The organism is Ruminococcus sp. NK3A76, assembly GCF_000686125.1.
Taxonomy (GTDB): domain Bacteria; phylum Bacillota; class Clostridia; order Oscillospirales; family Ruminococcaceae; genus NK3A76.
The window spans coordinates 2,968,252-2,990,373 of sequence record NZ_JMMA01000002.1 but is presented as its reverse complement, the minus strand read 5'-3'; the positions used below and the strand labels follow the sequence as shown (position 1 = coordinate 2,990,373).

General features: G+C 43.6%; 21 protein-coding genes. 20 read left to right on the top strand and 1 reads right to left on the bottom strand.

Going from position 1 to position 22,122, the window contains the following annotated elements; genetic code table 11:
• Nucleotides 1–13 precede the first annotated feature (13 nt).
• The 20 genes from CD05_RS0113815 to CD05_RS0113720 all read left to right on the top strand — a co-directional run bounded on the left by CD05_RS0113815 (nucleotide 14) and on the right by CD05_RS0113720 (nucleotide 19,530).
• Nucleotides 14–364 carry a helix-turn-helix domain-containing protein gene (locus CD05_RS0113815; protein WP_028510136.1) on the top strand — a complete coding sequence of 117 codons (351 nt, stop codon included), beginning with the start codon at nucleotides 14–16 and terminating at the stop codon, nucleotides 362–364.
• On the top strand, nucleotides 361–1,197 hold the full coding sequence (locus CD05_RS0113810) for an IS3 family transposase (RefSeq protein WP_028510976.1): 837 nt from the start codon (nucleotides 361–363) through the stop codon (nucleotides 1,195–1,197). Before CD05_RS0113815 ends, CD05_RS0113810 begins: the two co-directional genes overlap by 4 nt.
• Nucleotides 1,198–1,471: 274 nt before the next feature.
• Nucleotides 1,472–2,095, top strand: coding sequence for a DUF4367 domain-containing protein (locus CD05_RS0113805; RefSeq protein ID WP_028510975.1), 624 nt, complete (start codon nucleotides 1,472–1,474; stop codon nucleotides 2,093–2,095).
• A gap of 106 nt (nucleotides 2,096–2,201) precedes the next feature.
• A complete protein-coding gene (locus CD05_RS0113800) occupies nucleotides 2,202–3,329 on the top strand; it encodes a hypothetical protein (protein WP_028510974.1) in 1,128 nt (375 codons plus the stop codon).
• 12 nt (nucleotides 3,330–3,341) lie between these two features.
• On the top strand, nucleotides 3,342–4,445 hold the full coding sequence (locus CD05_RS0113795; protein ID WP_028510973.1) for a hypothetical protein: 1,104 nt from the start codon (nucleotides 3,342–3,344) through the stop codon (nucleotides 4,443–4,445).
• On the top strand, nucleotides 4,445–5,311 hold the full coding sequence (locus CD05_RS0113790) for an ABC transporter permease (protein ID WP_028510972.1): 867 nt from the start codon (nucleotides 4,445–4,447) through the stop codon (nucleotides 5,309–5,311). The genes CD05_RS0113795 and CD05_RS0113790 overlap by 1 nt, the downstream gene beginning before the upstream one ends.
• Nucleotide 5,312: 1 nt before the next feature.
• Nucleotides 5,313–6,188 (top strand): hypothetical protein, encoded by an 876-nt coding sequence (locus CD05_RS0113785; protein WP_028510971.1) that lies wholly within the window; start codon nucleotides 5,313–5,315, stop codon nucleotides 6,186–6,188.
• A gap of 34 nt (nucleotides 6,189–6,222) precedes the next feature.
• Nucleotides 6,223–6,858 (top strand): ATP-binding cassette domain-containing protein, encoded by a 636-nt coding sequence (locus CD05_RS0113780; protein WP_028510970.1) that lies wholly within the window; start codon nucleotides 6,223–6,225, stop codon nucleotides 6,856–6,858.
• Between the two features lie 124 nt (nucleotides 6,859–6,982).
• Nucleotides 6,983–8,329, top strand: a complete 1,347-nt coding sequence (locus CD05_RS0113775) for an ABC transporter permease (RefSeq protein WP_028510969.1) — start codon at nucleotides 6,983–6,985, stop codon at nucleotides 8,327–8,329.
• 5 nt (nucleotides 8,330–8,334) lie between these two features.
• Complete coding sequence (locus tag CD05_RS0113770; RefSeq protein WP_028510968.1) at nucleotides 8,335–9,579, top strand: hypothetical protein; 1,245 nt, start codon at nucleotides 8,335–8,337, stop codon at nucleotides 9,577–9,579.
• A 10-nt stretch (nucleotides 9,580–9,589) separates the two neighbouring features.
• On the top strand, nucleotides 9,590–10,252 hold the full coding sequence (locus CD05_RS0113765) for an ABC transporter ATP-binding protein (RefSeq protein ID WP_028510967.1): 663 nt from the start codon (nucleotides 9,590–9,592) through the stop codon (nucleotides 10,250–10,252).
• Nucleotides 10,253–10,312: 60 nt separating this feature from the next.
• Nucleotides 10,313–10,762, top strand: a complete 450-nt coding sequence (locus CD05_RS0113760) for a hypothetical protein (protein WP_028510966.1) — start codon at nucleotides 10,313–10,315, stop codon at nucleotides 10,760–10,762.
• 317 nt (nucleotides 10,763–11,079) lie between these two features.
• A complete protein-coding gene (locus CD05_RS20715; RefSeq protein WP_156947389.1) occupies nucleotides 11,080–11,223 on the top strand; it encodes a hypothetical protein in 144 nt (47 codons plus the stop codon).
• Nucleotides 11,204–14,557, top strand: a complete 3,354-nt coding sequence (locus CD05_RS0113750) for a sigma-70 family RNA polymerase sigma factor (RefSeq protein ID WP_198021598.1) — start codon at nucleotides 11,204–11,206, stop codon at nucleotides 14,555–14,557. Before CD05_RS20715 ends, CD05_RS0113750 begins: the two co-directional genes overlap by 20 nt.
• Nucleotides 14,554–15,207, top strand: a complete 654-nt coding sequence (locus CD05_RS0113745) for an ABC transporter ATP-binding protein (RefSeq protein ID WP_028510964.1) — start codon at nucleotides 14,554–14,556, stop codon at nucleotides 15,205–15,207. Before CD05_RS0113750 ends, CD05_RS0113745 begins: the two co-directional genes overlap by 4 nt.
• A 109-nt stretch (nucleotides 15,208–15,316) precedes the next feature.
• Nucleotides 15,317–15,832 carry a sigma-70 family RNA polymerase sigma factor gene (locus CD05_RS0113740; RefSeq protein WP_028510963.1) on the top strand — a complete coding sequence of 172 codons (516 nt, stop codon included), beginning with the start codon at nucleotides 15,317–15,319 and terminating at the stop codon, nucleotides 15,830–15,832.
• 7 nt (nucleotides 15,833–15,839) lie between these two features.
• Nucleotides 15,840–16,529 (top strand): DUF4367 domain-containing protein, encoded by a 690-nt coding sequence (locus CD05_RS0113735; protein WP_028510962.1) that lies wholly within the window; start codon nucleotides 15,840–15,842, stop codon nucleotides 16,527–16,529.
• Nucleotides 16,530–16,621: 92 nt separating this feature from the next.
• Complete coding sequence (locus CD05_RS0113730) at nucleotides 16,622–17,713, top strand: hypothetical protein (RefSeq protein WP_028510961.1); 1,092 nt, start codon at nucleotides 16,622–16,624, stop codon at nucleotides 17,711–17,713.
• A gap of 12 nt (nucleotides 17,714–17,725) precedes the next feature.
• Nucleotides 17,726–18,964, top strand: a complete 1,239-nt coding sequence (locus CD05_RS0113725; RefSeq protein ID WP_028510960.1) for a hypothetical protein — start codon at nucleotides 17,726–17,728, stop codon at nucleotides 18,962–18,964.
• 107 nt (nucleotides 18,965–19,071) lie between these two features.
• Nucleotides 19,072–19,530 carry a hypothetical protein gene (locus CD05_RS0113720; protein WP_028510959.1) on the top strand — a complete coding sequence of 153 codons (459 nt, stop codon included), beginning with the start codon at nucleotides 19,072–19,074 and terminating at the stop codon, nucleotides 19,528–19,530.
• A gap of 148 nt (nucleotides 19,531–19,678) precedes the next feature.
• Here the strand turns inward: CD05_RS0113720 and CD05_RS0113715 are convergent, their stop codons facing one another.
• Nucleotides 19,679–21,667: a clostripain-related cysteine peptidase gene (locus CD05_RS0113715; protein ID WP_028510958.1), complete on the bottom strand. Its 1,989-nt coding sequence runs from the start codon at nucleotides 21,665–21,667 to the stop codon at nucleotides 19,679–19,681.
• Nucleotides 21,668–22,122 lie beyond the last annotated feature (455 nt).

Below are 22,122 nucleotides of genomic sequence, written 5' to 3'. Positions count from 1 at the left end.
GGGGGGCATTTTTATGCCTAAAGGAATACCCAATAAGAGATACACACCCGAATTTAAGATCAAAGTGGTTGAAACAATGCAGAACGAGAAATTAAGTTATATGGAAACTGCAAGACAATTTGACATTCCACAAGGAGATAAGACAGTTGCGAAGTGGGAGCGCATCTATCTTGAAGAAGGCAAAGAAGGATTTTATGTTGAACGTCGTGGGCGCAAATCAACAGGTCGTCCTCCAAAACTGAAAAAAGAAGTCGAAGAAGACCTCATAGCCGAGGTTCAGCGTCTTCGTGCGGAGAATGCATACTTAAAAAAATTGAATGCCTTGGTTTCCGAAAGGGTACGGCAAGAGAAAAAGCACAAGTGATCTGGGAACTGAGGCATGAATTCAAGATAGGTCTGCTCATTGATGTTGCCGGTATCCCTCGCAGCACCTATTACTATTACAGCAAGCAACTCAATGATCCAAAACCGGATAAATATGCAGCGATCAAGGAGGATATACGCAGGATATATGATGAAAGCAAAGGACGCTATGGCTATCGCAGGATAACGAAAGAACTGAGAAAAACGCATAGGATAAACCACAAGACGGTACAGCGTTTAATGCGTAAAATGGGTATATTCTGCCGCGTTCGCATGAAGAGATACAACTCATTCAGGGGTGAAGTCGGCAGAATAGCACCAAATCTTTTGGAACGTGATTTCAAAGCGGATAAGCCAAATCAGAAGTGGGTCACAGATGTGACAGAGTTTGCTCTGTTTGGTGTCAAGCTGTATCTGTCGCCCATCATCGATCTTTTCAACGGAGAGGTTGTGTCCTACAACCTGAGTTACCACCCTAATTTGAATCAAGTGACCGATATGTTGAATAAAGCATTTGCAAAGATACCGGAAAACACCGGACTCATTTTGCATTCAGATCAGGGCTGGCAGTATCAGCACAAGCAGTACCAGAAAATGCTCAAAGATAAAGGCATAAGACAAAGTATGTCACGAAAGGGAAACTGTCTTGATAACGCCTGCGCAGAAAACTTCTTTGGATTGCTGAAAACAGAACTTCTCTACTTACAGGAATTCTCATCTGTTGAGCACTTCATTTCAGAACTACATTCATACATCGTTTGGTACAACACAAAGCGCATCAAGCTTAAGCTTGATGGAATGTCACCTGTTGAATACAGGCTCAACGCTGCATGACAAAAGCGACCAAGATCTCTCTTAGTCGCTTTGCACAAGTTTTCTTTGAAAAGTTTGTCTAACTTTTTGGGGTCAGTTCATTTCAGTCGGCTTCGGTTTTTTATTATGCTTTAATAAAATGTAATAGTGTTTGTATTGGGGCATTGCTGCGTTTTGTTACATGAATTACAGCCTTCAATGACGACTTGAGGGCTGTTTGTTATTCCTCTCTTGTCAAACTGCGCCCGGCGTGATATAATAGTTCTGATGTAAAAAAGGATAAAGGAGAACCAAAATGCTTTCAGCTTGTATGGCGCTAATTGACGGCAAAACGGAGCGGCAGGAATTTGAAGCCTTTTACCGCAAAAACAGACGGCTCGGAATGGGCAAGGCTTATGCGATACTCGGTAATGAGGCACTTGCAGAGGACGCGCTTTCGGCAGGCTTTCTGCTCGGTATGTCATCGGGCGGCAAATGGGGCTTTGACATAAACAAGAATGAAGACGGCATTTATGCGAGCTTCAACGTTGATTCCGTCAAGGACGCCAAAAAGAAAGTCACCGACCGCTACGAGCTTGGCTTTGTGCCGCAGGGATACGAGCAGATCGAGGAATACATCCAGCCCTTCGGGCAAAGCATCTCATATATTTATGCAAAGGACACGGGCAGCGATGATGACTGGCAGACTGTCAGCTTTTGCTGCTGCACGCCCTATTATTACCGGAATATTCTTTTAGGCGACGAGGGCAAAAGAAGCATTATCGTTGAGGACGGCATTCAGTATTACATCAGCGAGCCAAGAGAGGGTTACACCGCCGTTATATGGTACCAGGACGGCTATGTAATGGTCGTTTCGGGCACAGTAGACAAAAACGAAGCGCTTGATTTGTGCAGATCGGTGAAAATTAAAGAGGAATGATATTTTTTTCTCACGTTTTGGGTGGGGGTTACGTTTATATGGGTGCAGGGTCAGAAAGGCTCTGCGCCTATTTTGATTTTTGAATACAAATTATGGAGGCATATTTATGCGCACAATAAAAACAATATTTGCCGTTGCAGGATTGATATTCCTGACTTCGTGTTCGTTTATAGATGACGGAAATACTAAGTCTGTGGAAAGCGTCGAATATGTTGAAACAAAAGATTCTTATAAGAACTATGAGGCCGTTCTAAATGAGGAGCATAGTGGTTTTACCCTGCCTGATAGTATAGATGTTGTTGATACAAACGAGCTGTATGTAATAACTTTAGGTTATACAAATACCGAAAAAAGTGAAGATAAGCTTCGGGAAAACGGAGAGTTGCTTATAAAAGGAATATGCGGAGAATCAAAAGACGGTGGAAAAATCGTTACCGCAGAAAACGGTGATCCGTTCAGATACGAATACAGCGATGCAGATATTGAGTGCCTGTATGATCTTTTTGACGGATATATAATAAGAACAGGCTCAATGCCGGAGCTTGATTATTGCAATATAAATGAAGTATTTACAGATTCCACAGATGAAAAAACGATAGAGCTTTCAGGTGGAAATACTACAGTCAAAAAATGCTGTGATATGATATATGATACACTGAATAACAAGCTTTCAGATGTAAAGGGTGGTTTTGAACTGCTCCCCAAAAGAATATGCAGCTATGATTCAAACGGTGAAAAGGGACTTTTTGTGCTTAATGCGTTTTGTTTTAATAAGATACCAATAGATTACAGCCTTTCGCCGTTTCTGACTGAGGATACAAAAACTCTTGTTTATTATCTTGATGCTTCATCTTCGGTGTATATTACTAATGATAAATCACCGGATTATATAAACTCTGTTTCCAGGTTTGTGCTTAAAGATAAGAAGAAAATAGAGAAAATGGTGTCATTTGAAGGGGCCGTTGATATACTTGAAAATGAGCTCGCCGATAATCTGTATTTGGAATTTGATGACGCAGAGCTAATATATACTTGCATAAAGACAGATGAAACTGACGGCAAAAAACACGATGCATCGTCATATATTTATGATACGACCGTGACTTATGAGTTTGAACCAACGTGGTGTTTTTATATAAAGCAGGATTCAAAAGTTGAAAATGATCTTAAACACCCGTCAACTGTAAGAGTTAATGCACTTACAGGGGAAATAACGGTTATGCTTAACAAATAAGGAGGAGCTTATATGAAAAAGGCTGTTTTTCTAATGCCTTTGGTAGTTATATGTATGCTGGTAGCCTGTTCAAAAAGTTCTGAAAGCAGCAATTCTGTAAATGATAATAAGAATAAAACGCTGTCTCAAAAGCAAGAACAGATAAATGAACCCGAATGTTCTGTTATCTCTGTCAATGCTGATATAATATCATTTGATAATGATATACTTTCAATAGATAATAACGGAACAAGACTTGATTTTGATACAGTTCCTTATTATGAAAAAGGCGGGAACAGGGAAGTTGATACAAGCATTATAAATAATTCATTCAATATAAAAATAAAAGCAAAGCTATCATACTATGATGATAATAATGAGCTTATTAAACTTGATGTCATAACACCAAACGGAAAGCAAATGACAGGTGATTATACTATAAAAAGTATTACAGATAATATTGCCATACTTGATAATAATGGTGCGACATATACTGTCGATGTACACACACTTGCCGAGAATGGATATGGGGTATTTGACAACAAACGTTTAAAAGGCGAATATGGTGTTACGGGCATATGCTTTTATGATAGTAATAACTGCGTGGTATCAGATATTCTTCCGAAAATAGCCGAAAAAAACGGCACGAATCATTACAGTATAAAAGAAAGCGATATCATACCAAAATACATCTGTGCCCAAGTAAAAAGCAAAGACGGAGCAGTCGTTACGGCAACAAGAAACGATAACGGACAAGATGTCGTTTTTACAGCAGCAATGTATCCTGACGTGGTTTCGTTTAATAACGGTGAACACATTTTCTACGCACTGCTCAGCGGCAATGATGCTGATGAAAAGACAAGCGAACAGACCATGTGTGTTATTCTTCCGGCAGGAGATATAACGGGCGAGATCATTTATACATCGACACAGGACAAAACTCCTGCAATATATATTTCATATAACGGCGAGCAGATCAAGCTTGAAACACAGACGATAATCGACAAAAACGGCAAGCAGATAGATATAAATGACTTAAAGTCCGGTATGAGCGTTACGGTCAATGCTGATGATATTCGGTATATGGGCTCGGTTTATGATAAGTGTTATTATGTTAATAGTGTGATGGTGGAATAATGGAAATGATATATTCTCTTAAACAAGACCTAAACAAAACCCTCCTGAACATCGGCTTTTTAGGTGCTGTGCTATTAACAGCATTGCTCTGCTTCACCGCCCCCACCTACCACGATTTGACGACCGACCGCAGCTATTCTGTCTTTGAGTCGTTCTTCTCGTTCAAGCGTGAGTTTATCGAGAGCGATACGCAGTTTGCGTCAATAAATGTGTTTCAAAACGGCCTCGGCGGTTACATAACAATGTTCCTGCCGATAATCGTTGCATTCCCGTTTATGGTTTCATTCTGCGCCGAGCGAAACAGTGGGCTTATGCGCTTTACCATATCACGCACCGGTTGCCTGCGCTATTATCTCTCGAAATTCTTCGCAGTGATGATAGGCGGCGGCCTTGCTGCCATGCTCGGATATGCTATCTACGGTGCGGTGGTCTATGGCTTTTTCCCGAATGTTAACAGCTATGAGCTTGATGAATTCTACTATGAAATGCACCCCGACAGCCAGACTGTTGAGGCGCTTAAAATGCTGTTGAGTGCGTTTATCTACGGCGCTGTTACAACGCTGCCTGCATTTCTTATCAGTTCTTTCTCACGCAACCCATACCTTATCACCTGCGTGCCGTTTTTAATGGTGTATATTTGGAATACAGCAATAAATAAGCTTGTCCTAAAAGCTTGGGAAACTGACAATAACGAGTTTGCGGAAAAGCTGTTTGATTTTCAGCCCGACAGCGCCCGTCATCTTGCCTTTATCACCGAGTGGAATGACAGCGCACAGCGCATAGTTATCTTTAACGGAGTGCTTGTTGTGGGAGTTATTGTGCTGTTTTCGGTGATAATGAATCTTCGTAAGGATAGGGGTGTGTGATATGTTCGGACGATTAAACCTTAGACAATGCTTCACCACCGCCAAGACCGAATACATCAAATGGATAAACGACGCACGAATGATAATCCTCGCAGTTCTGCTTATCTTCATTTACAGCTTTGCAATAGAGCCCTTGCTAAAAAATGCAGAGGAAATGGGCGAGCAGCTCAACACCTTAGAGCCGTTTATCGCCATAGCAAACAGCGGTGCAATAATGCTGATACTGCCGCTTGTGTTCCTCACACTAATCGCAGACTTCCCGAAGATAGATACGAATACCGTATTTTACATAATGCGTGTCGGCCGCCTCAACTGGATAGTCGGGCAGATGATAAAACTCGTGTTTATGGCGGCATCATATCTTGCTGTCATCTTTTTAGGCGCTGTAGTGCCAATGCTCGGGCGCAGCTTTTGGTCTGATGACTGGAGCAAGGTCGCTACGCAGTACAAGATAATGTTCCCCGACAAGGCAGGCAACTTCGGCGTGCAGCTTTTGCCCGAAAACCTGTATAATCAGCTGTCTATCTACAATGCGGCAATACGCAGTTATTTGCTTGTGTTTGCGTATCTGCTGATACTCGGACTTATCCTGCTTTCATTCTCGATCGTCAAGAAAAAGACCGCAGGCTTTGTGGCTTGTGCGGCGATAATCTCTATCGGTACAGCGCTTTGCTCGATAAAAACAAACCTGATGTGGTCAATGCCAATGGCAAACAGTATCATCTGGCTGCACTACACAAAGTATTTCAGGCAGCCTGTTGTAACTATGGAGTTTTCGATATTTTATCTTTGCACTATGATTGTCGGGTTAAGTGTTTTCTGTCTGACGGCGATAAAGAAATTCAATTACGACAACGTGACGGAGATTGCGATGTGACTGCTTGCTTCGCAAGCGCAGAAATGGAGTAAATATGAGTATTATTGAAGTGAATGATGTGTGCCTGACACTAAGCAAAACCGAGATTTTAAAGCACATAAACGTCAGCTTTGAGGAGGGCAAAATACATGGGCTGATAGGCCGCAACGGCTCGGGAAAGACCATGCTTATGAAGTGTATCTGCGGCTTTGTAAAGCCAACAAGCGGCGAAATAGCAGTTGACGGGAAGCGTGTCGGCAAGGACGTTGACTTCCCTGATGATATGGGTATCATAATCGAAACGCCGGGATTTATCCCTTACTACTCGGGGTACAAGAATTTAAAGCTCCTTGCAGGGTTAAAAAACAAAATAGGGAAAGAGCAAGTCAGGGAAAGTATGAAACAAGTAGGTCTTGACCCCGACTTGCGCAGGCACGTCCGCAAGTATTCTTTAGGTATGCGCCAGCGTTTAGGTCTTGCACAGGCGATAATGGAAAACCCAAAGATACTGATACTTGATGAACCGTTCAACGGGCTTGACAAGGACGGTGTGGGGGAGATGCGTGAGTATCTGCTTTCCTACAAAGAGCAGGGCAAAACGATACTTATCTGCTCGCACTCGGCGGAGGATATTGATGTGCTGTGCGAGACGGTGCATGAGATGGATAAGGGGTGCATCGAGAAGATTTAGTCGTTCTGATGCACAAAACTGCCCAGCCGTTTTTGTGCAGGCTTACAAAAACATTTTTAAAGTGCCACGTTTTAACTCCCTTGTGCGTCTTTATAATAAAAGCAATAAAAGGGGAGGTGCTGCTATGCGCTATATATTTCAAAACATCAGAATAACAGCAAGGAAATCTCCTGCTGTGTTTATTATGTATGTGTTATCCTGCATGGTGTCTGTGGTGGTAGTTATGTTCTCACACGGCGTATATCAGAATTATCAGACAAAGGCAACAGAGCTTGAACAGGGTAAAAACGTAGGCCCGAGCGGAAATATGATAATGGCTTACACTCCGATTTGCTTCGGTAACATAACCGCTGAGCATATAGATGATCCCGGTACCGATATGAATGGTCAGGTGTATGAACCGTATAAATACTATGAGGCTGACGGAACAACAACTGTCGGAGATTTCAGAAAAGTGCTTTCTATGCTTGATGAAAGAACAAAAACGGAATTTGGCGGCTTTTTTGTGTGGGGCGATATTGACGATACCTTCAGGGAATACCCTGATTATGACTTTGACTGCGGAGAGTATTATAAATACTTTTTAGATGATGACTGGTTCTATCAGCAGCACGAGGACGAAGACCTTAGCAAGGTGAAAGAAAAGCCCCCTGTCTTTATGCCTATGTTAAACATAAGAATAGAATACAGAAAAGAGCTTGGTATATTTAGTTTTAATGAGTTTGCTGCCCGAAATGTTGGCGATGCAGTATCGGGTGAAAAAATAAGTGATGAACATGAGCTGAATGGTGATAATGTTATGGTGCTTTCCGACGAATCGTGGAACAGTGATATAATAGGCAAGACTGTGCGCTTTTTGGGCAAGGATTATAAGGTCATCGGTTTGGTCGGTTCAATGGGCGATACTTTGTATGTGCCCTTTTCCAGTATCCCCGATGATGTAATAATAAAAGAAGTAAATATTATGCCTAACAAGCCCATAAGCACCTACGCCTACCGCCATATGAAGCAGGCCTTTGAAGAGGTCTACGGCGACTATGTTAACTTCCCCGAGATGTACACGGTAGATACCGAGGAAAAAACCTTTTATGTATCTATTATGATGATATCGGTGGTGCTGTCGGTGCTGGCGGCGATAATACTCGCTATCCTTTACCGGTATATCATATTCACAAGGAGAAAGACTATGTCCGTAATGCGCCTTTGCGGCTGCACAAGGGGCAAGATAAGGCTTATGTATCTCCTGGAGATAATCGGCAGCGCATCGCTTATCTTTGCTGTGTGTGCTTATGCTTATCATAAGCTGATCCTCGGAAAACTCACCTACTTCTTAGACAGGATAGATGAGGTATATTCGCTGAACACTTATCTCTATATCTACGGAGTATTTATAGGCGTGCTGTTTGTGGTGATAAATATAATGATATCTACCCAGCTTGATAAGCAGCCTGTAAATATGTTCAGGAGGTGAGCGGTATGATAGGACTCGGCTTAAAGGAATTCCAAAGACGTATTTTCACAAACATCTTCATAGCCCTCCAGCTCGGTGCTATGTTCTTTCTTATCATAGCTATCGTTTCAAGTGTCAGTTCAAGGACGGAGCTTTATCTGCCGATTAGGGACAGGCTTGAAAATGACGGCGTTTATCTCTCGGTAAGCGGCACAGGCAATCTTGACGCTGCAACGCCTGATGATCTGATGAAAAAATACCCCGAGATAAAGGAAGTTCTCGGTATAACATACTGCTCGTTTTTAAGCGACCAATCGGTCAATAACGAGGTGTTAGGCTGCCCCGATGAAATTATAGAGATGTATGAGCCGAAACTTAAAGAAGGCAGGTGGCTTGACTGCAAAGACCACGATGTTATATATGCCGTTGCAGACGAGAGCAGCGGCTTTGAAGTCGGTGATAAATTCACACTTGAAACCTATTATTATGCGCCCGAAGATGTAAAATTTGAAAACGAGATAAGGCTGAATATAGGCTTTGAAATAATAGGCATATCAGACAAAAGCACAAAGCTTTTCGGGCTTGACAGAACGTTCACCGAAAAGGATGATTTCAGAAACCTCTACGGTACTTTTGAACCGAGCAGTGACAAAGACGACATCTACTCCTCGGGAAAGGTAAACAGGCTGTACATATCACAGCGCCAGTTTGAAAGGCTGACAGGCGGTAAGCTCAAAGCCGCACTTACAAGCACAAAATATCTTGTGACATTTGATGACAGCATAAGCGATGAGCAGTATGATAAGTTATGCGCACAGCTTGCTCTTTTCGGTTCGCAGATACCGCTGAATGAATTTTCAAAGCGCTCAAAGCTGTATGTCTATGACCAGATAGTGCAGCTTTTGCCGATCTTGATCTGCATAGCGCTGCTTATGGTGGTAAGCACGGTTTCAATTTCGACCCTAAACACCAAAATGAGCCTGAGAACCTACGCTATATATTACACTCTCGGCTGCACATGGAAAGGCAGCATTATGATATCATTTGTAAATGCAATGCTCACAACATTTGCTGCGGTCTGCGTTTGTGTAATTGCGGTCTCGGTGATGAAAATTCAGGGCATTTTGAAAAACACGGTTTTTGATTTTGGCAAGGAGGAGCTTTTGTTCTGCCTGACAGCCTTTGCGATGTATATGCTCTGCTCGCTAATTTCGCCGCTTGTGTGCATAAACAACACCTCGCCCAAGGAAAACCTCAGAGCCAACGAATAGGAGGATAGCTATGATAAAACTTGATAACATAGTTAAGATATATAACCCCAAGAAAGCCAACGAATTCGAGGCTCTGCACGGTATTTCCGCCGAGATAAAGGACGGCGAGCTGGTGGCCATAATAGGAAAGTCGGGCGCAGGAAAGAGTACGCTTTTGCATATCCTTGCCTGCATTGATTCCTATCAGGACGGGGAATACCGAATTGATGACACGCTTGTAAAGGGCTTGTCAGAACGTAAATATGCCCGTATAAGGAATGAAAAGATAGGCATGGTAATGCAGGATTTTGCGCTTGTTGAGGATTTTACGGCGCTTGAAAATGTGATGATACCGCTCAACTTCTCAAAGAAAAAAATTAATGGCAAAAAGGAAAAAGCCCTTGCCGCCCTGCGCTCTGTCGGTATTGAGGACTTAGCGAAGAAGCCCTGCAACAAGCTCTCGGGAGGACAAAAGCAGAGGGTGGCTATTGCAAGAGCAATAGTCAATGAACCGAGCATGATACTTGCTGACGAACCCACGGGTGCGCTTGATACTAAGACATCGGGTGAGATAATGGAGCTGTTCAAGTCGCTTAATGAGCAGGGGCGAACGGTGGTCATAGTAACGCACGATCCGAAGGTCGCCGAGCAGTGTCAGAGGGTAATTGAAATAAGTGACGGAAATATAGTATAAATAATACCCGTCATAGACAGCAAAGGAAAATTCAAATGTATAAAAAAGATAACGGCAGCAATGCTTGCAGCAGTAATGACAATTGGAATGACTGCCTGCGGTGATGATACTGATAGCAGCAAGATCAAAAGACCGTCTCTTGAACGAGTTTCGAGCAGCGAAAAAGAAAGCATTGTAAAGGATCAGGTAATAGACAGCAGCTCAAATGAAAATGAAAAGCCGATGATCGAAAACGGCGCTCATGCAGAGGTCGGCAACAACGGTGCGGCGGCAGTATATGAGGTGTGTATGTATTCTACTGATGAACCGCTTGACGGCAAGGTGAGGTTCAAAGACCTTTACGGCGTTCATGTGATGCATAGCCGTGTGGTAGGTCTTGTCGGCGCACCTATCGAGGTCGATTTTGACCCCGATGAGGTTAAGGGCGGCACTCTGCTTTTCAAGGCCTTGAAAAATGAGCTGAACGGTGTTCGCCCCGATGCTCTGATGTTTATGTGGTATGACGAGTAAAAAGATAACTACGTCGAGCTTGATGAGGGTACCTCTATGGACGAGCTTGATGACAGTCCCTTAACAATGCTATCAAATCGGATTATATTATAATCTATATATACATCTGTTCCGTCCACATACGATATTTCTTTTTCGGCCTTAGCCTCTTGCACCAAGGCTACATTTATGCTACAATTAGATCAAGACAAGCATATTAGTAAATCTACCTAAACATAGTCATAGAAATCTATACAAAAGGGAGAATTATCCTTTAAACGGATAAGCATAATACTTCTGAAAACTCCATATATATAAAAGCTTTTAGGAGGAAATATATGCGTTTAACAACAGATGAGCTTATTGTATTAATGCTGCGGCTGATATATGAGCAGGAAAAGATGACTGAGCAGCAGAAGGCAAGAATATACAAAAGGGTATTTTCTTTGGTGGAGGAGGTTAGTGAAGGTGGAGAGAGCTGACATAAAAGCCCTTGCGGAGAGCTTTGGCAAAGGCGACAAGGCGGCATTTGAAAAGCTTTATCAGGAATTTCATGAGAAGGTATATTTTTTCATTATTCGCATTGTTGACAGCCCCGACACGGCGGAGGATCTTACCTCGGAGACCTTTACAACAGCCTTTGAACATATTTCACAGCTTAAGTCGGGCGAGTCATTTGTCGGGTGGCTGTATTCTATCGCATACAGCAAATGTGCGAAACATCTTAAGGAGCTTTCAAGGAATATAAGCAATGACGAGCTTGAATATCTGCTTGAGGCAGGCAGGCTGAACGAGCCTATCCTGCTCCCCGACGACTACACCGAAAACGAGGAAACAAAGGAGCAGCTAAAAAGCATAATCGACAGCCTGTCACCCGATATGAGGGCGGCGGTTATTATGTATTACTACGATGAGATGACTATCCCCGAGGTGGCTGAGGCGCTTGAAACAAACGAGAACAATGTCAGCCAAAAGCTCTATAAGGCAAGAAAGCGCATAAAGGAAAAAGTCGAAAAGCTCATCGGAAAAGACGGCCTTTTCGCCGCCGTTCCCATGAGTACCGTGCTTGAAAACCTGAGCGACGGGGTATGGATAGCCGCAGGCACCGCCCTCGCTGTCGGGCTGACCGCAGGGCTCAACAAGGCAAGCGGAGGCATTGGTGATGTGCTTTTATACATCACGAGGAAATACTGGTCCAAGCACAAGAAAAGCCTTGCGGCGCTGCTTTTCTCGGGCGTGCTGCTTTGTGCGGTGGTGTGCTGTGCTTTCTTAATGATAAGGGGCAGCTTTCACAGGCAGCTCCATGAAAGCTATGATGCGTTTGGGTTTTATACGGTAATGCTGCCCGTTGATAACGGTGATTTTGAAAAGTCCGTCAGCACGGACAAGACCGCCAAAGGGCATATGTATGTCTACGGCAGGGCAGGCTTTGGCGAGCAGACCTTTACCTATGGCGCAGTTAATGACCCCGAAAACCTTGCACATATTCCTTTTGAAGAGGGGCGCTTGCCTTTAGATGACAGCGAAATTGCTGTTGACAGAACGGTCTTGAACCGCCTCGGCTATTCGGGCAGAGTCGGTGACAGTATAGGGCTTGATATAGGAACATTTACCCTTTGCGGAATAATTGATGAGGTTTACGGTAAGAGCCGTTTCTGGTCGGAACTGCAGCCTGCGTATAATCTTGACAGAGCCGCACAGACCGATTATCCTATTCCCGTGATATTTGTAAGCGAGAAAAACACCGAGCCCAAATACACTCTTACGATGCTTGATAATATTGCGACAGATTACAGAACGGCTGTAAAGTATACAAGCGTTTTCGGGCAGATACCCGGCTCTGATAAAGAAATTTCTGCGCAAAATGCAGGCTCGGGAAGAAAAATGCTGATGAACAACCGCCATATATTTGTATTCGCAGGCATAGCGACAATTATTGCTGTGCTGTCCGTAGTGGCGGTACTCCGAAATATTTTTGCCGAGCGTGAAAATACCTTTTCTATGCTCAGAAAAATAGGGCTTTCCAGATCGGATATACGAACTATTTATGATATCGAATGTTTTGCATTTATTCTTTTGCAGGCTTTGATAGGCATTGCTCTTGGTGTACTTTTCTATCAGGGAATATACAGCTTTGAGGTGGGGGTGCTTTCAAAAGCAGCATATTCAGGGCTTACCGATTATACACTTGTTACCGATAACACTATCTCACCATTTAAGGTAGCGGTTATTTTTTCGGGAATAGTTATGCCGCTTGGGTATATTTTTGCATCACTTACATCAAGGCTTAAGGTAAGGCACAAAAACAAAAAGGCAGCATCACTTAGCAAAAGCTTTGCTAAAACATTCTCTACTCGCTCGGTAACGGCTATACAGCTTTTGGCACTTACACTTATCTGCTTGGGCACAATGCTTGGCTATATGTCGATAACTGATAACGGAAAGGAATTTTTGCAGGATCTTGGCTATCAGCCGCCGCAGTCAACCAACTTTTATGAGGACTTTAAGTTTGATGAGGATAATATAGAGGAATTTTACCACGCTGTTCCTCCCCAGTCATATTCGGTGGGCACATTCAAAATTGCTACACCTGCAAATGCCGAGCTTGGCATAAATGATGAAACTGCCGATAAGATTGACGGCATTTCAACGGGCACTTTGCCAAATACTTTCATAATCGACAATGACGGGTGTGAGATAAATACAACTATATCAACCGGAAACAAAGAGCAGCGTGATATAATGGCTGAAAGCAGCACACCAAAGGGCAAGGCTTTCCTTGAAGAGCAAAACACGCTCTATGCCCTTGAAACAAAGCTTGCAGATGCTAAAACTATACAAAGTCTTGAAAAATACGTCACATCGGGGCGGATAGATATAGATGCGCTCAATTCGGGAAAAGAGGTCATCTATGTTATCAAGCACGACAGCGCACCCGTTTTAAGCGGTGAGATAACTCTCTGCTCTGCTATGGGCAGCTCGGGCTTTGGCATTGATGAGCTTACAAGGAGCAAAACAAAAATAGGAGCAGTTGTAAGGCTGCCTTCAAGCGTTGAAAAGATATTGAAATACTCGGTCTCGGGGAATGAGTTTTATAATGTCTTAACAACAGCAAGCGGCGCAAAAGCGCTTTCTCTTCACAATGCGGCATATACCGAAATATTTTCATCTGAGCATATTGACGGCGGACTGATACCTATGTCAAGCGAAATGGAGCTTTTATCATACAGCGAGCAAAAGCGTGAGCGATTTCTTGCAAAGGCCTCGCAGTACGGCAGCGCTGTAATGATCATCGGCATAATGTCGCTGCTCGGATTTGCGGCATACTTTAACGGGATAGGTATGAAAATACGTTTAAAGGAATATGAGATATCAGTCCTGCGTGCTGTGGGAACACCGCTTAAGCTCATTAGAAAAAAGCTGCTTATTGACGGTGTGAAAATACCGCTTATAGCAGCGTCTGCCGCATTTATGATCGTTAAACTGATACAGATCGTCACATCAAAAGTGTATGACACATATATAAATTCTTTCTGGTCATTTAACTCCAAGCAGCTTGATGCTTTAGGGCAGGATGACGGCGGTTTGGCGCTTGAAAGCCTGCAAGTAGAGGAAATGCAGCTTGACAGCTATAGGGATAAGCTGCACTACAACTTTTTCCTTGATGATGAGCTGTGGAAAGTCAATCCGGTAATACCCATAATAATTATATTTGCAGTAATGAGCATAATAACGATACTGCTCACACGAAAGTCCTTCAGGCGCTTCACCCCCGACATAGCCTCATCACTTTCAAAAGGGAGGAAAAGACAATGATAAAAACAGAGAACCTCACCCGAACCTACGGCAAGGGCGAAGGCAAGGTGGTTGCCCTCAAAGGCGTTGACCTGACGATAAATGACGGCGAAATGGTGGCGATAATCGGCAAATCGGGTTCGGGCAAATCGACCTTGCTTAACCTCATAGGCGGTCTTGATGCGCCGACCGAGGGGAAGATCTTTTACAACGACACCGAAATAGGCAGAATGAACGACACCGAGCTGTCGAAGTTCAGGCTCAACAATGTGGGATTTGTGTTTCAGTTTTTTGACCTTATCCCCGAGCTGACGGCGGAGGAAAACATTCTGCTCCCCTCAAAGCTCGCAAAGAAAAAGGGCGAGGGCGCAGAGGGGCTTTACTCGGCACTCGACATAAATGACAGGATAAAGCATTACCCTTCCGAGCTATCGGGCGGCCAGCAGCAAAGGGCGGCTATCGCAAGGGCTATGATAAATTCTCCCGACGTGCTGCTCTGCGACGAACCGACAGGCAACCTTGACAAGCGTTCGGGCGAGGAGGTAATGGCGCTGCTCAAAGAGCTCAACGGCAAGGGGAAAACTGTCATTATCGTCACGCACGATGATGAAGTCGCAAGGCAGTGCGGGAGAGTTATTGAGATATCGGACGGGGAGATAGTATCACAATAAATGAATTATAGCCTTCAAGTACGACTTGAGGGCTGTTTGTTATTCCTCTCTTGTCAAACCGATTCAGGCGTGCTATAATAAAACTGATAAAAAACTAAGGAGAACCAAAATGCTTTCAGCTTGTATGGCGCTAATTGACGGCAAAACGGAGCGGCAGGAATTTGAAGCCTTTTACCGCAAAAACAGACGGCTCGGAATGGGCAAGGCTTATGCGATACTCGGTAATGAGGCACTTGCAGAGGACGCGCTTTCGGAGGGCTTTTTGCGGCTTGCCAAATGTTTTCAAAAAGTTCATGATTTACCTTCTCACAAATTGCAGGCATATTTCGTTATAATAGTAAGGAATGTTTCTCTTGATATGCTGAGAAAGGAGCAGCGCGAGCAGACCCTCCCGTTTGATGAGGAGCTGTATACAGACGAGCCGCTGCCCGATGCAGATGTCAGCAGGCTCAAAGAGTGTATGGAAAGGCTTTCCGATACCGACAGGGAGATACTTTACCTGCGTTATGACCTTGCACTTGAATACAGCGACATAGCGTCGGCTCTTGGCATAAGCGAGGCGGCATCACGTCAGCGTGTGAGGTATGCCAAAGCCAAGCTCAGAACTGAGCTTTTAAAGGAGTGAGATGTGTATGGAAGAAAATATGCTTTCATCGGAGCTTTTTGAGAATTATGAAAACAGTCTTATCAGCAAGAACGATGCAAGGCTGCCTAAGGGCTTTAAATTCTCAAAGGGATTTGAAGAGCGTATGCAAAAGATAACGGGCAGCCCCAGGATACACATAAGAAATCGCCTGAAGCTTGCGTTTATGGCGGCGGCGATACTGAGCATCGGCTTTCTGCTCGGAATGGCTGCAAAGCCAAAGTGGGGCTATACTTCCAGGCAGGTCGATGAGGGAATATATCTGACATTTGATGTTTCCACTATAAAAGACCCGAAAAAGAGCATTGAGGAAAAATACACCCTTGCGGGCATTCCCGAGGGGCTTGAACTTGATGATCAGTCATGGCTCAATACAGATTATTTATATTCCGAAGCGTGGGGTACCTTTGACGGCAAGGGCAACGGGCTTATTGATGTCTATTTCGGGCAGTATATCCCTGCGGCATACAGGAATATCTATATAAGCGACAAGGATGAAAAATACCTTGTGACTGAGGAAAACGGCATACAATACTTTATCGTTACGCCAGACGACAAAGACACGAGCTTTACTTCGGTGATATGGTATCAGGACGGATATGTGTTCTTAGTTGATGCTAATATGAACAAAGATGAGACTATAAACTTGTGCAAAACGCTGAAATTGCGGGATAATTAAAAAGAGTTCTCACAAAAGGGAGATAATAGCAGTTTATATTTGTGTGGGGTGTGATGCCCCGCACAATTTTTTTGAAACGGGAGACAGACAGAATGAACAAAAAGAAAGTGATAATTGCCGCAATAACGGCAACTGCTGCGGCAATTGCAGCAGTCATCGGAGTAAGGCTGTATGCGCGGCATAATTCCGGACTTGTTTCGGTAGAGCAGGCGAGGGAGGAACTGAATGACTTTAGCTTTAGTGATTATGAAAACCTTGATTTTATGTGTGATGTTGACTTGTTCGATACCGACAGATTATATGAAATAAGTGCCGAAGTAAGAAATACCGTGACCGAAAGTGATAAAAGCAGATGTATGGAGCTGCTCGGTATTTTCTCAAAAAAAGATTACAGTAAAAGCATTCCCGAAGACAATGGGTATATGTATGAATATGACGATGAAGAATTCGGTGTTCAGTATTACGGCTCAGGGACTTTTAATGTGTGGAACAATTCTTTGTCTGATATTATGTATCAGTCCGAGATCACAGCTAACAAGAACGATCGGTTCTCTCTTGATGAGGGTTCTGTTTCTTTAAATGGCAAGCAGATAGATATTGCTGAGCTTGAAACAAAAATCAGTAAAATACTTAAAGAAGATTACTTGGAATACATAAACAAAGATGATACAATAATACCTAAATATGCCGTGAAAGCTAAAAACACAGATGGCTTTGAGTTTATAGTCATTAGATTTATTCACTCCTTTAAGGGGCTTGAATTCAATGACAGCGGTTTTCCGAGTACTGATGACTCTTTTATCAGACCCGGCTTTATTGATGTTTTGGTTGATGATAATGAAGATATTATAAGAATAAGCAACAGCTATTACTTTAATATAATTGATACTAACGAGGTATCCGATATTATCAGTATTTCTGATGCGGCAGATAATTTATCTAAGATACTTGCTCCGTATCTGAAATACAAGGTCACGGAGGTCGGTCTGAAATATGTTTGTAAAACCTGTCAGGGTGAGACTGAACTCAGATATGTTCCTATGTGGTGCTTTACTCTTGATGAATTTAACGGAAATGATACTGAATATTTCCCAAAGACAACTGCCTTTGTCGATGCTCAGTCAGGTGATGTATATCTGAGTAACAACAAGGATGATACGTTTGAAGAATATAAGAACGAATAAGGAATGACAGCCATGAAAAAAAGCAGCATAATAAAACTCTCCGCCGCCATATTAGCTGCGGCAGCGGTGGTGTTTACGGGCTATAAGCTCTTGCACAAGAATGATAATATAAGTGCCAAAGCTGTACCTGTCGAGCAGGCGCGTGAGGAGCTTAAGGACTACAAATTCGGCACATATGATAACCTGAAATTCGACTGCGAAGTCAGCGGCTTTGATAAGGTGTATGAGCGGCTTGATATTACGGCTCTTTGTGACAGCAGCAAGGGGCTTGATACACTCAGAAGCGAGGGCGTTGACATTTTAAAGCTGTTTTTTAACAAGGACATAGACGGGATGCTGCTTAATAAGACTGAACACAGCAACTATGAAACAATACAAGATCCGGATAAGGTGTATGATGCTTATTATTGCAAAGACAACGAGCTGAGCGTTGAGGTGTTTTTTGACAATTCCTTCTGTATCATCGACTGGCTGGGTGAGGCAGACCCTATGGGCGAGGGGTCAGCAATAATCAAGCGGCTGCGCCCTGATGAGATAACAGATGATATTTCCTACAACGTAGGCGGCGAGGATTATCGTCTAAGCGATGCTGTTGCCTTTACCGACAGCAGGCTTGCAACAATAACCGACAAGTATCTCGGTGGGAATAAGCCCGTGCTGTGTGCGGCGGCGGTAGTACATTCGACGCAGGCTGATGAATATTCCTATCTGCTCAAATACTACAACACCTATGAGGGTGTGCGGCTTGGTGAGGTAGGCGATGCTTCGCCCTATTATGATTATACTTGGGGCAAATATCTGTTTTTTGAGATAAGGCATAAAGACAGGTTTTATATAGCGCTAAACCGCAGCTGCGAGATAAAGGACAAAAAGGAAGCCGAGAATATTATCCCGCTGAGCGAGGCGGAAAAGCTCGCCGCAGATGTGCTTGCGCAGAAGTTTGATGTGACCGTTACCGAGTGCGAGCTTAAATACGTCTGCATAACGCATTATGACACAGAGGAGCGCAGCTATACGCCGATGTGGGCGTTTAAACTCGGAAGCGCAGGCGATGCTCCCAATCCGGACAGAGACGGCTATCAGTATATGGTCGACCCGTTTGAACAGGACGAATTCTATGTTGATGCGATAACGGGGGACTATTATTACTATCAGAAAGAATCAGGCAGACTATACAAAAACGGCAACGAGCGGAATGGTATCGGGGAGGACAGAGAGCATGAGGTGAAATATGATGATATGGGTACTTAGCACTCTGCACAAACAGTAAGCACCTTGTTTGTGCATATAAACGATCTTTCGGCAGGCTTGTCGCATTTCGGGGCGGCTGTGCGTTTTTATAGCAGAGGGGTGATAGTATGTTGACCGAGAGAATAGCGGCAGCTCTTTTATGCCTGTCTGCTCTGTGCCTTAGTGCCTGCTCATTTGTGACAGACAATACTACTGAGGTTAAGAAAGACCTTGCAGACTACACGACAGCCAAGCATATGCTTGACGGGATAGATGCAGCGTATGACACCGATTACAGCAAGTTCACACTACCTGATAATGATGCGCTTCACATCACTCACCCCGAAGGGGTATATGAGCTGACGCTTGAAGTTATCAATGCCGACGGCAACAAGGAATGGGAGAATCAGAAAAACAAGGAGCTTGCAGCAGTTTTTGACACTTCAAACGGCGTGGAGGCTTGTGTTGTTGTTTCGGGGGCTTATTACATAAAGGCAACACCGCACAAAGACCGCCTGAAGGCTTTGTACGCAACTTACTTGCATCTTTTCCGTCATATTACACATTTTTTCCTTGAAATACGGTAGTATTCCTTCGGAAAATCTGTGCAATCTGACGAAAAAGCTGACTGCGCAATTTGCGCACAATCTTCGTGCGGTGTTGCCTTAGAATAACTGTCATTTACGACAAACTGCCCCTCTGCAGAAATATCTGCGGAGGGGCAGTTTTGTGTTGTCAATAGCTTCCTGCTTCATATTGTATTGTGTTGGGGCTTATGTCGATCACCTTTGCGGCATAGCTCCCGTCGGGCAGGGGATCTTTCGAAAGCTCATCATAGCTCACAGTCATCTCAAATGTCGCCATATTGGAAATAAAAGTGTAACCGAAAATATCCGTCATTACATAGGTGTACTGATACTGTTTTTCTTCAAGGGGCTGCTCTCTTATTTCGCCGCCGTTTTCACCTATTGTAAATTCCTTGCCGTAGTGCTCCTTCGGCATACCTTTTTCCATAGTAACATCAGTCACTACCTGTATTTTGTCGCCCTGTTTAAGGGGCTTGATATCCGTGTCGGGCAGACCGTTTTCATCATAGCCGTCCCAAGTTCCAAGGATCTCATAATAGCCGCCGTTTAAGTATTCTTCATTGATGACAAATGTAAACAGAAGATCAGTATGCTCGCCGTTTACCAATACAGGAGAGGAGAAGCTTATGTATTCACCGTTGTCGCTTAAAGAGGAGTAAAACAGCCTGTGTCCGTCAAGCGCAAGATCTACACCTCGGAAATTGCTTTTGAATACAAGGTTTTCCCAGTTCTTGTCAATATTATTATCTGTGCATACTATGTGCTGTGTGCCGTCATCATCTGTATGTGAAAGAATAAAATCAACAGAGCTTATGTATGAAATGCTCTCGGGTGTAAGAGCTACGGAAAATGCTCCGTCATCAGCTATGCTGCCTTTATCGGCATATTCTATTGTCGTATCCGGAGCATTTAAAAAGTATCTTGTAAGAAAGCTATTGTAATCCTCACTTATACCTACGGAAATATAGTCAGCTATCGCCTGCCTGTCATAGACCAGCGGATAAAAGAATGATACTCCCCTTGTTTTTCTTGTTCCGCCGTTTACGGTATATGGAATAAACTGACTTGCAGTGATAAAAACATCAGTGGCATTGGTCGATTCATATTCAGTGACATTAGCTACAAAGTTGACAAGGTCAATAAGGTTCGAGCTTCCCTGATATGAATTTGAACCGCCGAATTTCTCACTCTTTCTCATTGCCGCAAGAACGCTCGAAAAGTGTGAAGTGCCTGTTCTATCCTCAATAAGACTTTGTGTTGTAAATTCGAGCTGTTTCAGCATATCGTCTGTAAAGGACAGGTCAAATACCGACAGCGTCGAGAGCAGCTCCTTGCCGTTTGCTTTGCATTTTTCCATATATGAATCGCAGACCTTTTTGCCGATCTCAAGGCTTTCCTTATCCGAACCCAGGGCTTCGATAAGAGCCTTGTAATCCCAGCCGCCCGAGGGCTCTATCTCTTCCGATGCTATCATAAAATCGGCATAGTCCTTGACAATGGCGGCGGTCTCAATAGATGCCATAAGGCAGGCATCAAAGCCGATGATGTCAAATCTCTTTGAAAGCCCTGCATTTTCAAAGGCTGATGATAATTCAGGAAGCGTTAGGGAATCATAATCATATTTTTCATCAAAGCAGACACCTTCTGTCGGTCCTGCACCGTGATCCCAGAATATAAACATATTATGCTCACTTGGATAGTTTTCCTGCCCCCAGACAAGAAAACCGGAAAGCGTGCTTTCATTGCCCATGCTTGCCCCGTCAAGCGTTTCAACAAGAGAGAGCTGCCCGTCAACTACCTCATACCTTGAAAGAACGCTGCTGTCAATACCGTAAGACTGCCATTCAAGCGCACCGCCTGTCTCTATAACGATATTCAGATCTTCGCTTATATCGGCGGAAAGTATCTCATCAATATTCTTTCCTGCAAGCCCCTTTTTTGTTTCAAGATTTGAGCCGCACATATAGATGAACAGAGTGCTGTCCTCGAGCTTTTCAGAAGCAGGCTGACTTTCCGTTTGTGATGTATTAATCTTGCCTGAAACCGTCTCCGATCTTGATGACTTTCCGTTGCAGCCTGCCAGCGGAGCTGTCAGAAGCGCAAGGGTCAGAGTCAATGCTAATGATCTATACTTCATTAAAGTGCCTTCTCTTTGCAATGATCTTTATCCTATAAAGTATAGCACAAATTCCCGAAAGTTTCAATTGCTTGTTTATTAAGGCAGTATAATTATTTCAAAACCACAAAAACCAAACAGGGTGTATGAATATGAAAACACAAGCACAGATAACCCCTGTAAGCCCTGAACAACACAAAAAGATGATCCAAAGCGTTGCCGGAACATGGGCGTCGAGGGGCTCACACTGAGCGAAGCAAGCAAACGCAACCTCGACCGATATGCCGGCCGTCAGGCGAGTTTCCGGCAGATCATGGCAGAGCTGAAAGCGAAATATCAGAGGGCGGAGTAATGTTTTCTAAATATGATGTATGCTTTCATAAATCCATATAGTTTCCCGCCTGCTTTTCTGGCCTCAGGGCACTATTAGGACACTATTTTTGGTTTTGGCTCTTGGCAGATGCCGCTGATAGGGA

Excerpts from the sequence above, each read along its gene's own strand:
- CD05_RS0113815 (WP_028510136.1), top strand. The coding sequence starts at position 14 with ATGCCTAAAGGAATACCCAATAAGAGATACACACCCGAATTTAAGATC.
- CD05_RS0113805 (WP_028510975.1), top strand. The coding sequence starts at position 1,472 with ATGCTTTCAGCTTGTATGGCGCTAATTGACGGCAAAACGGAGCGGCAG.
- CD05_RS0113800 (WP_028510974.1), top strand. The coding sequence starts at position 2,202 with ATGCGCACAATAAAAACAATATTTGCCGTTGCAGGATTGATATTCCTG.
- CD05_RS0113795 (WP_028510973.1), top strand. The coding sequence starts at position 3,342 with ATGAAAAAGGCTGTTTTTCTAATGCCTTTGGTAGTTATATGTATGCTG.
- CD05_RS0113790 (WP_028510972.1), top strand. The coding sequence starts at position 4,445 with ATGGAAATGATATATTCTCTTAAACAAGACCTAAACAAAACCCTCCTG.
- CD05_RS0113785 (WP_028510971.1), top strand. The coding sequence starts at position 5,313 with ATGTTCGGACGATTAAACCTTAGACAATGCTTCACCACCGCCAAGACC.
- CD05_RS0113780 (WP_028510970.1), top strand. The coding sequence starts at position 6,223 with ATGAGTATTATTGAAGTGAATGATGTGTGCCTGACACTAAGCAAAACC.
- CD05_RS0113775 (WP_028510969.1), top strand. The coding sequence starts at position 6,983 with ATGCGCTATATATTTCAAAACATCAGAATAACAGCAAGGAAATCTCCT.
- CD05_RS0113770 (WP_028510968.1), top strand. The coding sequence starts at position 8,335 with ATGATAGGACTCGGCTTAAAGGAATTCCAAAGACGTATTTTCACAAAC.
- CD05_RS0113765 (WP_028510967.1), top strand. The coding sequence starts at position 9,590 with ATGATAAAACTTGATAACATAGTTAAGATATATAACCCCAAGAAAGCC.
- CD05_RS0113760 (WP_028510966.1), top strand. The coding sequence starts at position 10,313 with ATGCTTGCAGCAGTAATGACAATTGGAATGACTGCCTGCGGTGATGAT.
- CD05_RS20715 (WP_156947389.1), top strand. The coding sequence starts at position 11,080 with ATGCGTTTAACAACAGATGAGCTTATTGTATTAATGCTGCGGCTGATA.
- CD05_RS0113745 (WP_028510964.1), top strand. The coding sequence starts at position 14,554 with ATGATAAAAACAGAGAACCTCACCCGAACCTACGGCAAGGGCGAAGGC.
- CD05_RS0113740 (WP_028510963.1), top strand. The coding sequence starts at position 15,317 with ATGCTTTCAGCTTGTATGGCGCTAATTGACGGCAAAACGGAGCGGCAG.
- CD05_RS0113735 (WP_028510962.1), top strand. The coding sequence starts at position 15,840 with ATGGAAGAAAATATGCTTTCATCGGAGCTTTTTGAGAATTATGAAAAC.
- CD05_RS0113730 (WP_028510961.1), top strand. The coding sequence starts at position 16,622 with ATGAACAAAAAGAAAGTGATAATTGCCGCAATAACGGCAACTGCTGCG.
- CD05_RS0113725 (WP_028510960.1), top strand. The coding sequence starts at position 17,726 with ATGAAAAAAAGCAGCATAATAAAACTCTCCGCCGCCATATTAGCTGCG.
- CD05_RS0113720 (WP_028510959.1), top strand. The coding sequence starts at position 19,072 with ATGTTGACCGAGAGAATAGCGGCAGCTCTTTTATGCCTGTCTGCTCTG.
- CD05_RS0113715 (WP_028510958.1), bottom strand. The coding sequence starts at position 21,667 with ATGAAGTATAGATCATTAGCATTGACTCTGACCCTTGCGCTTCTGACA.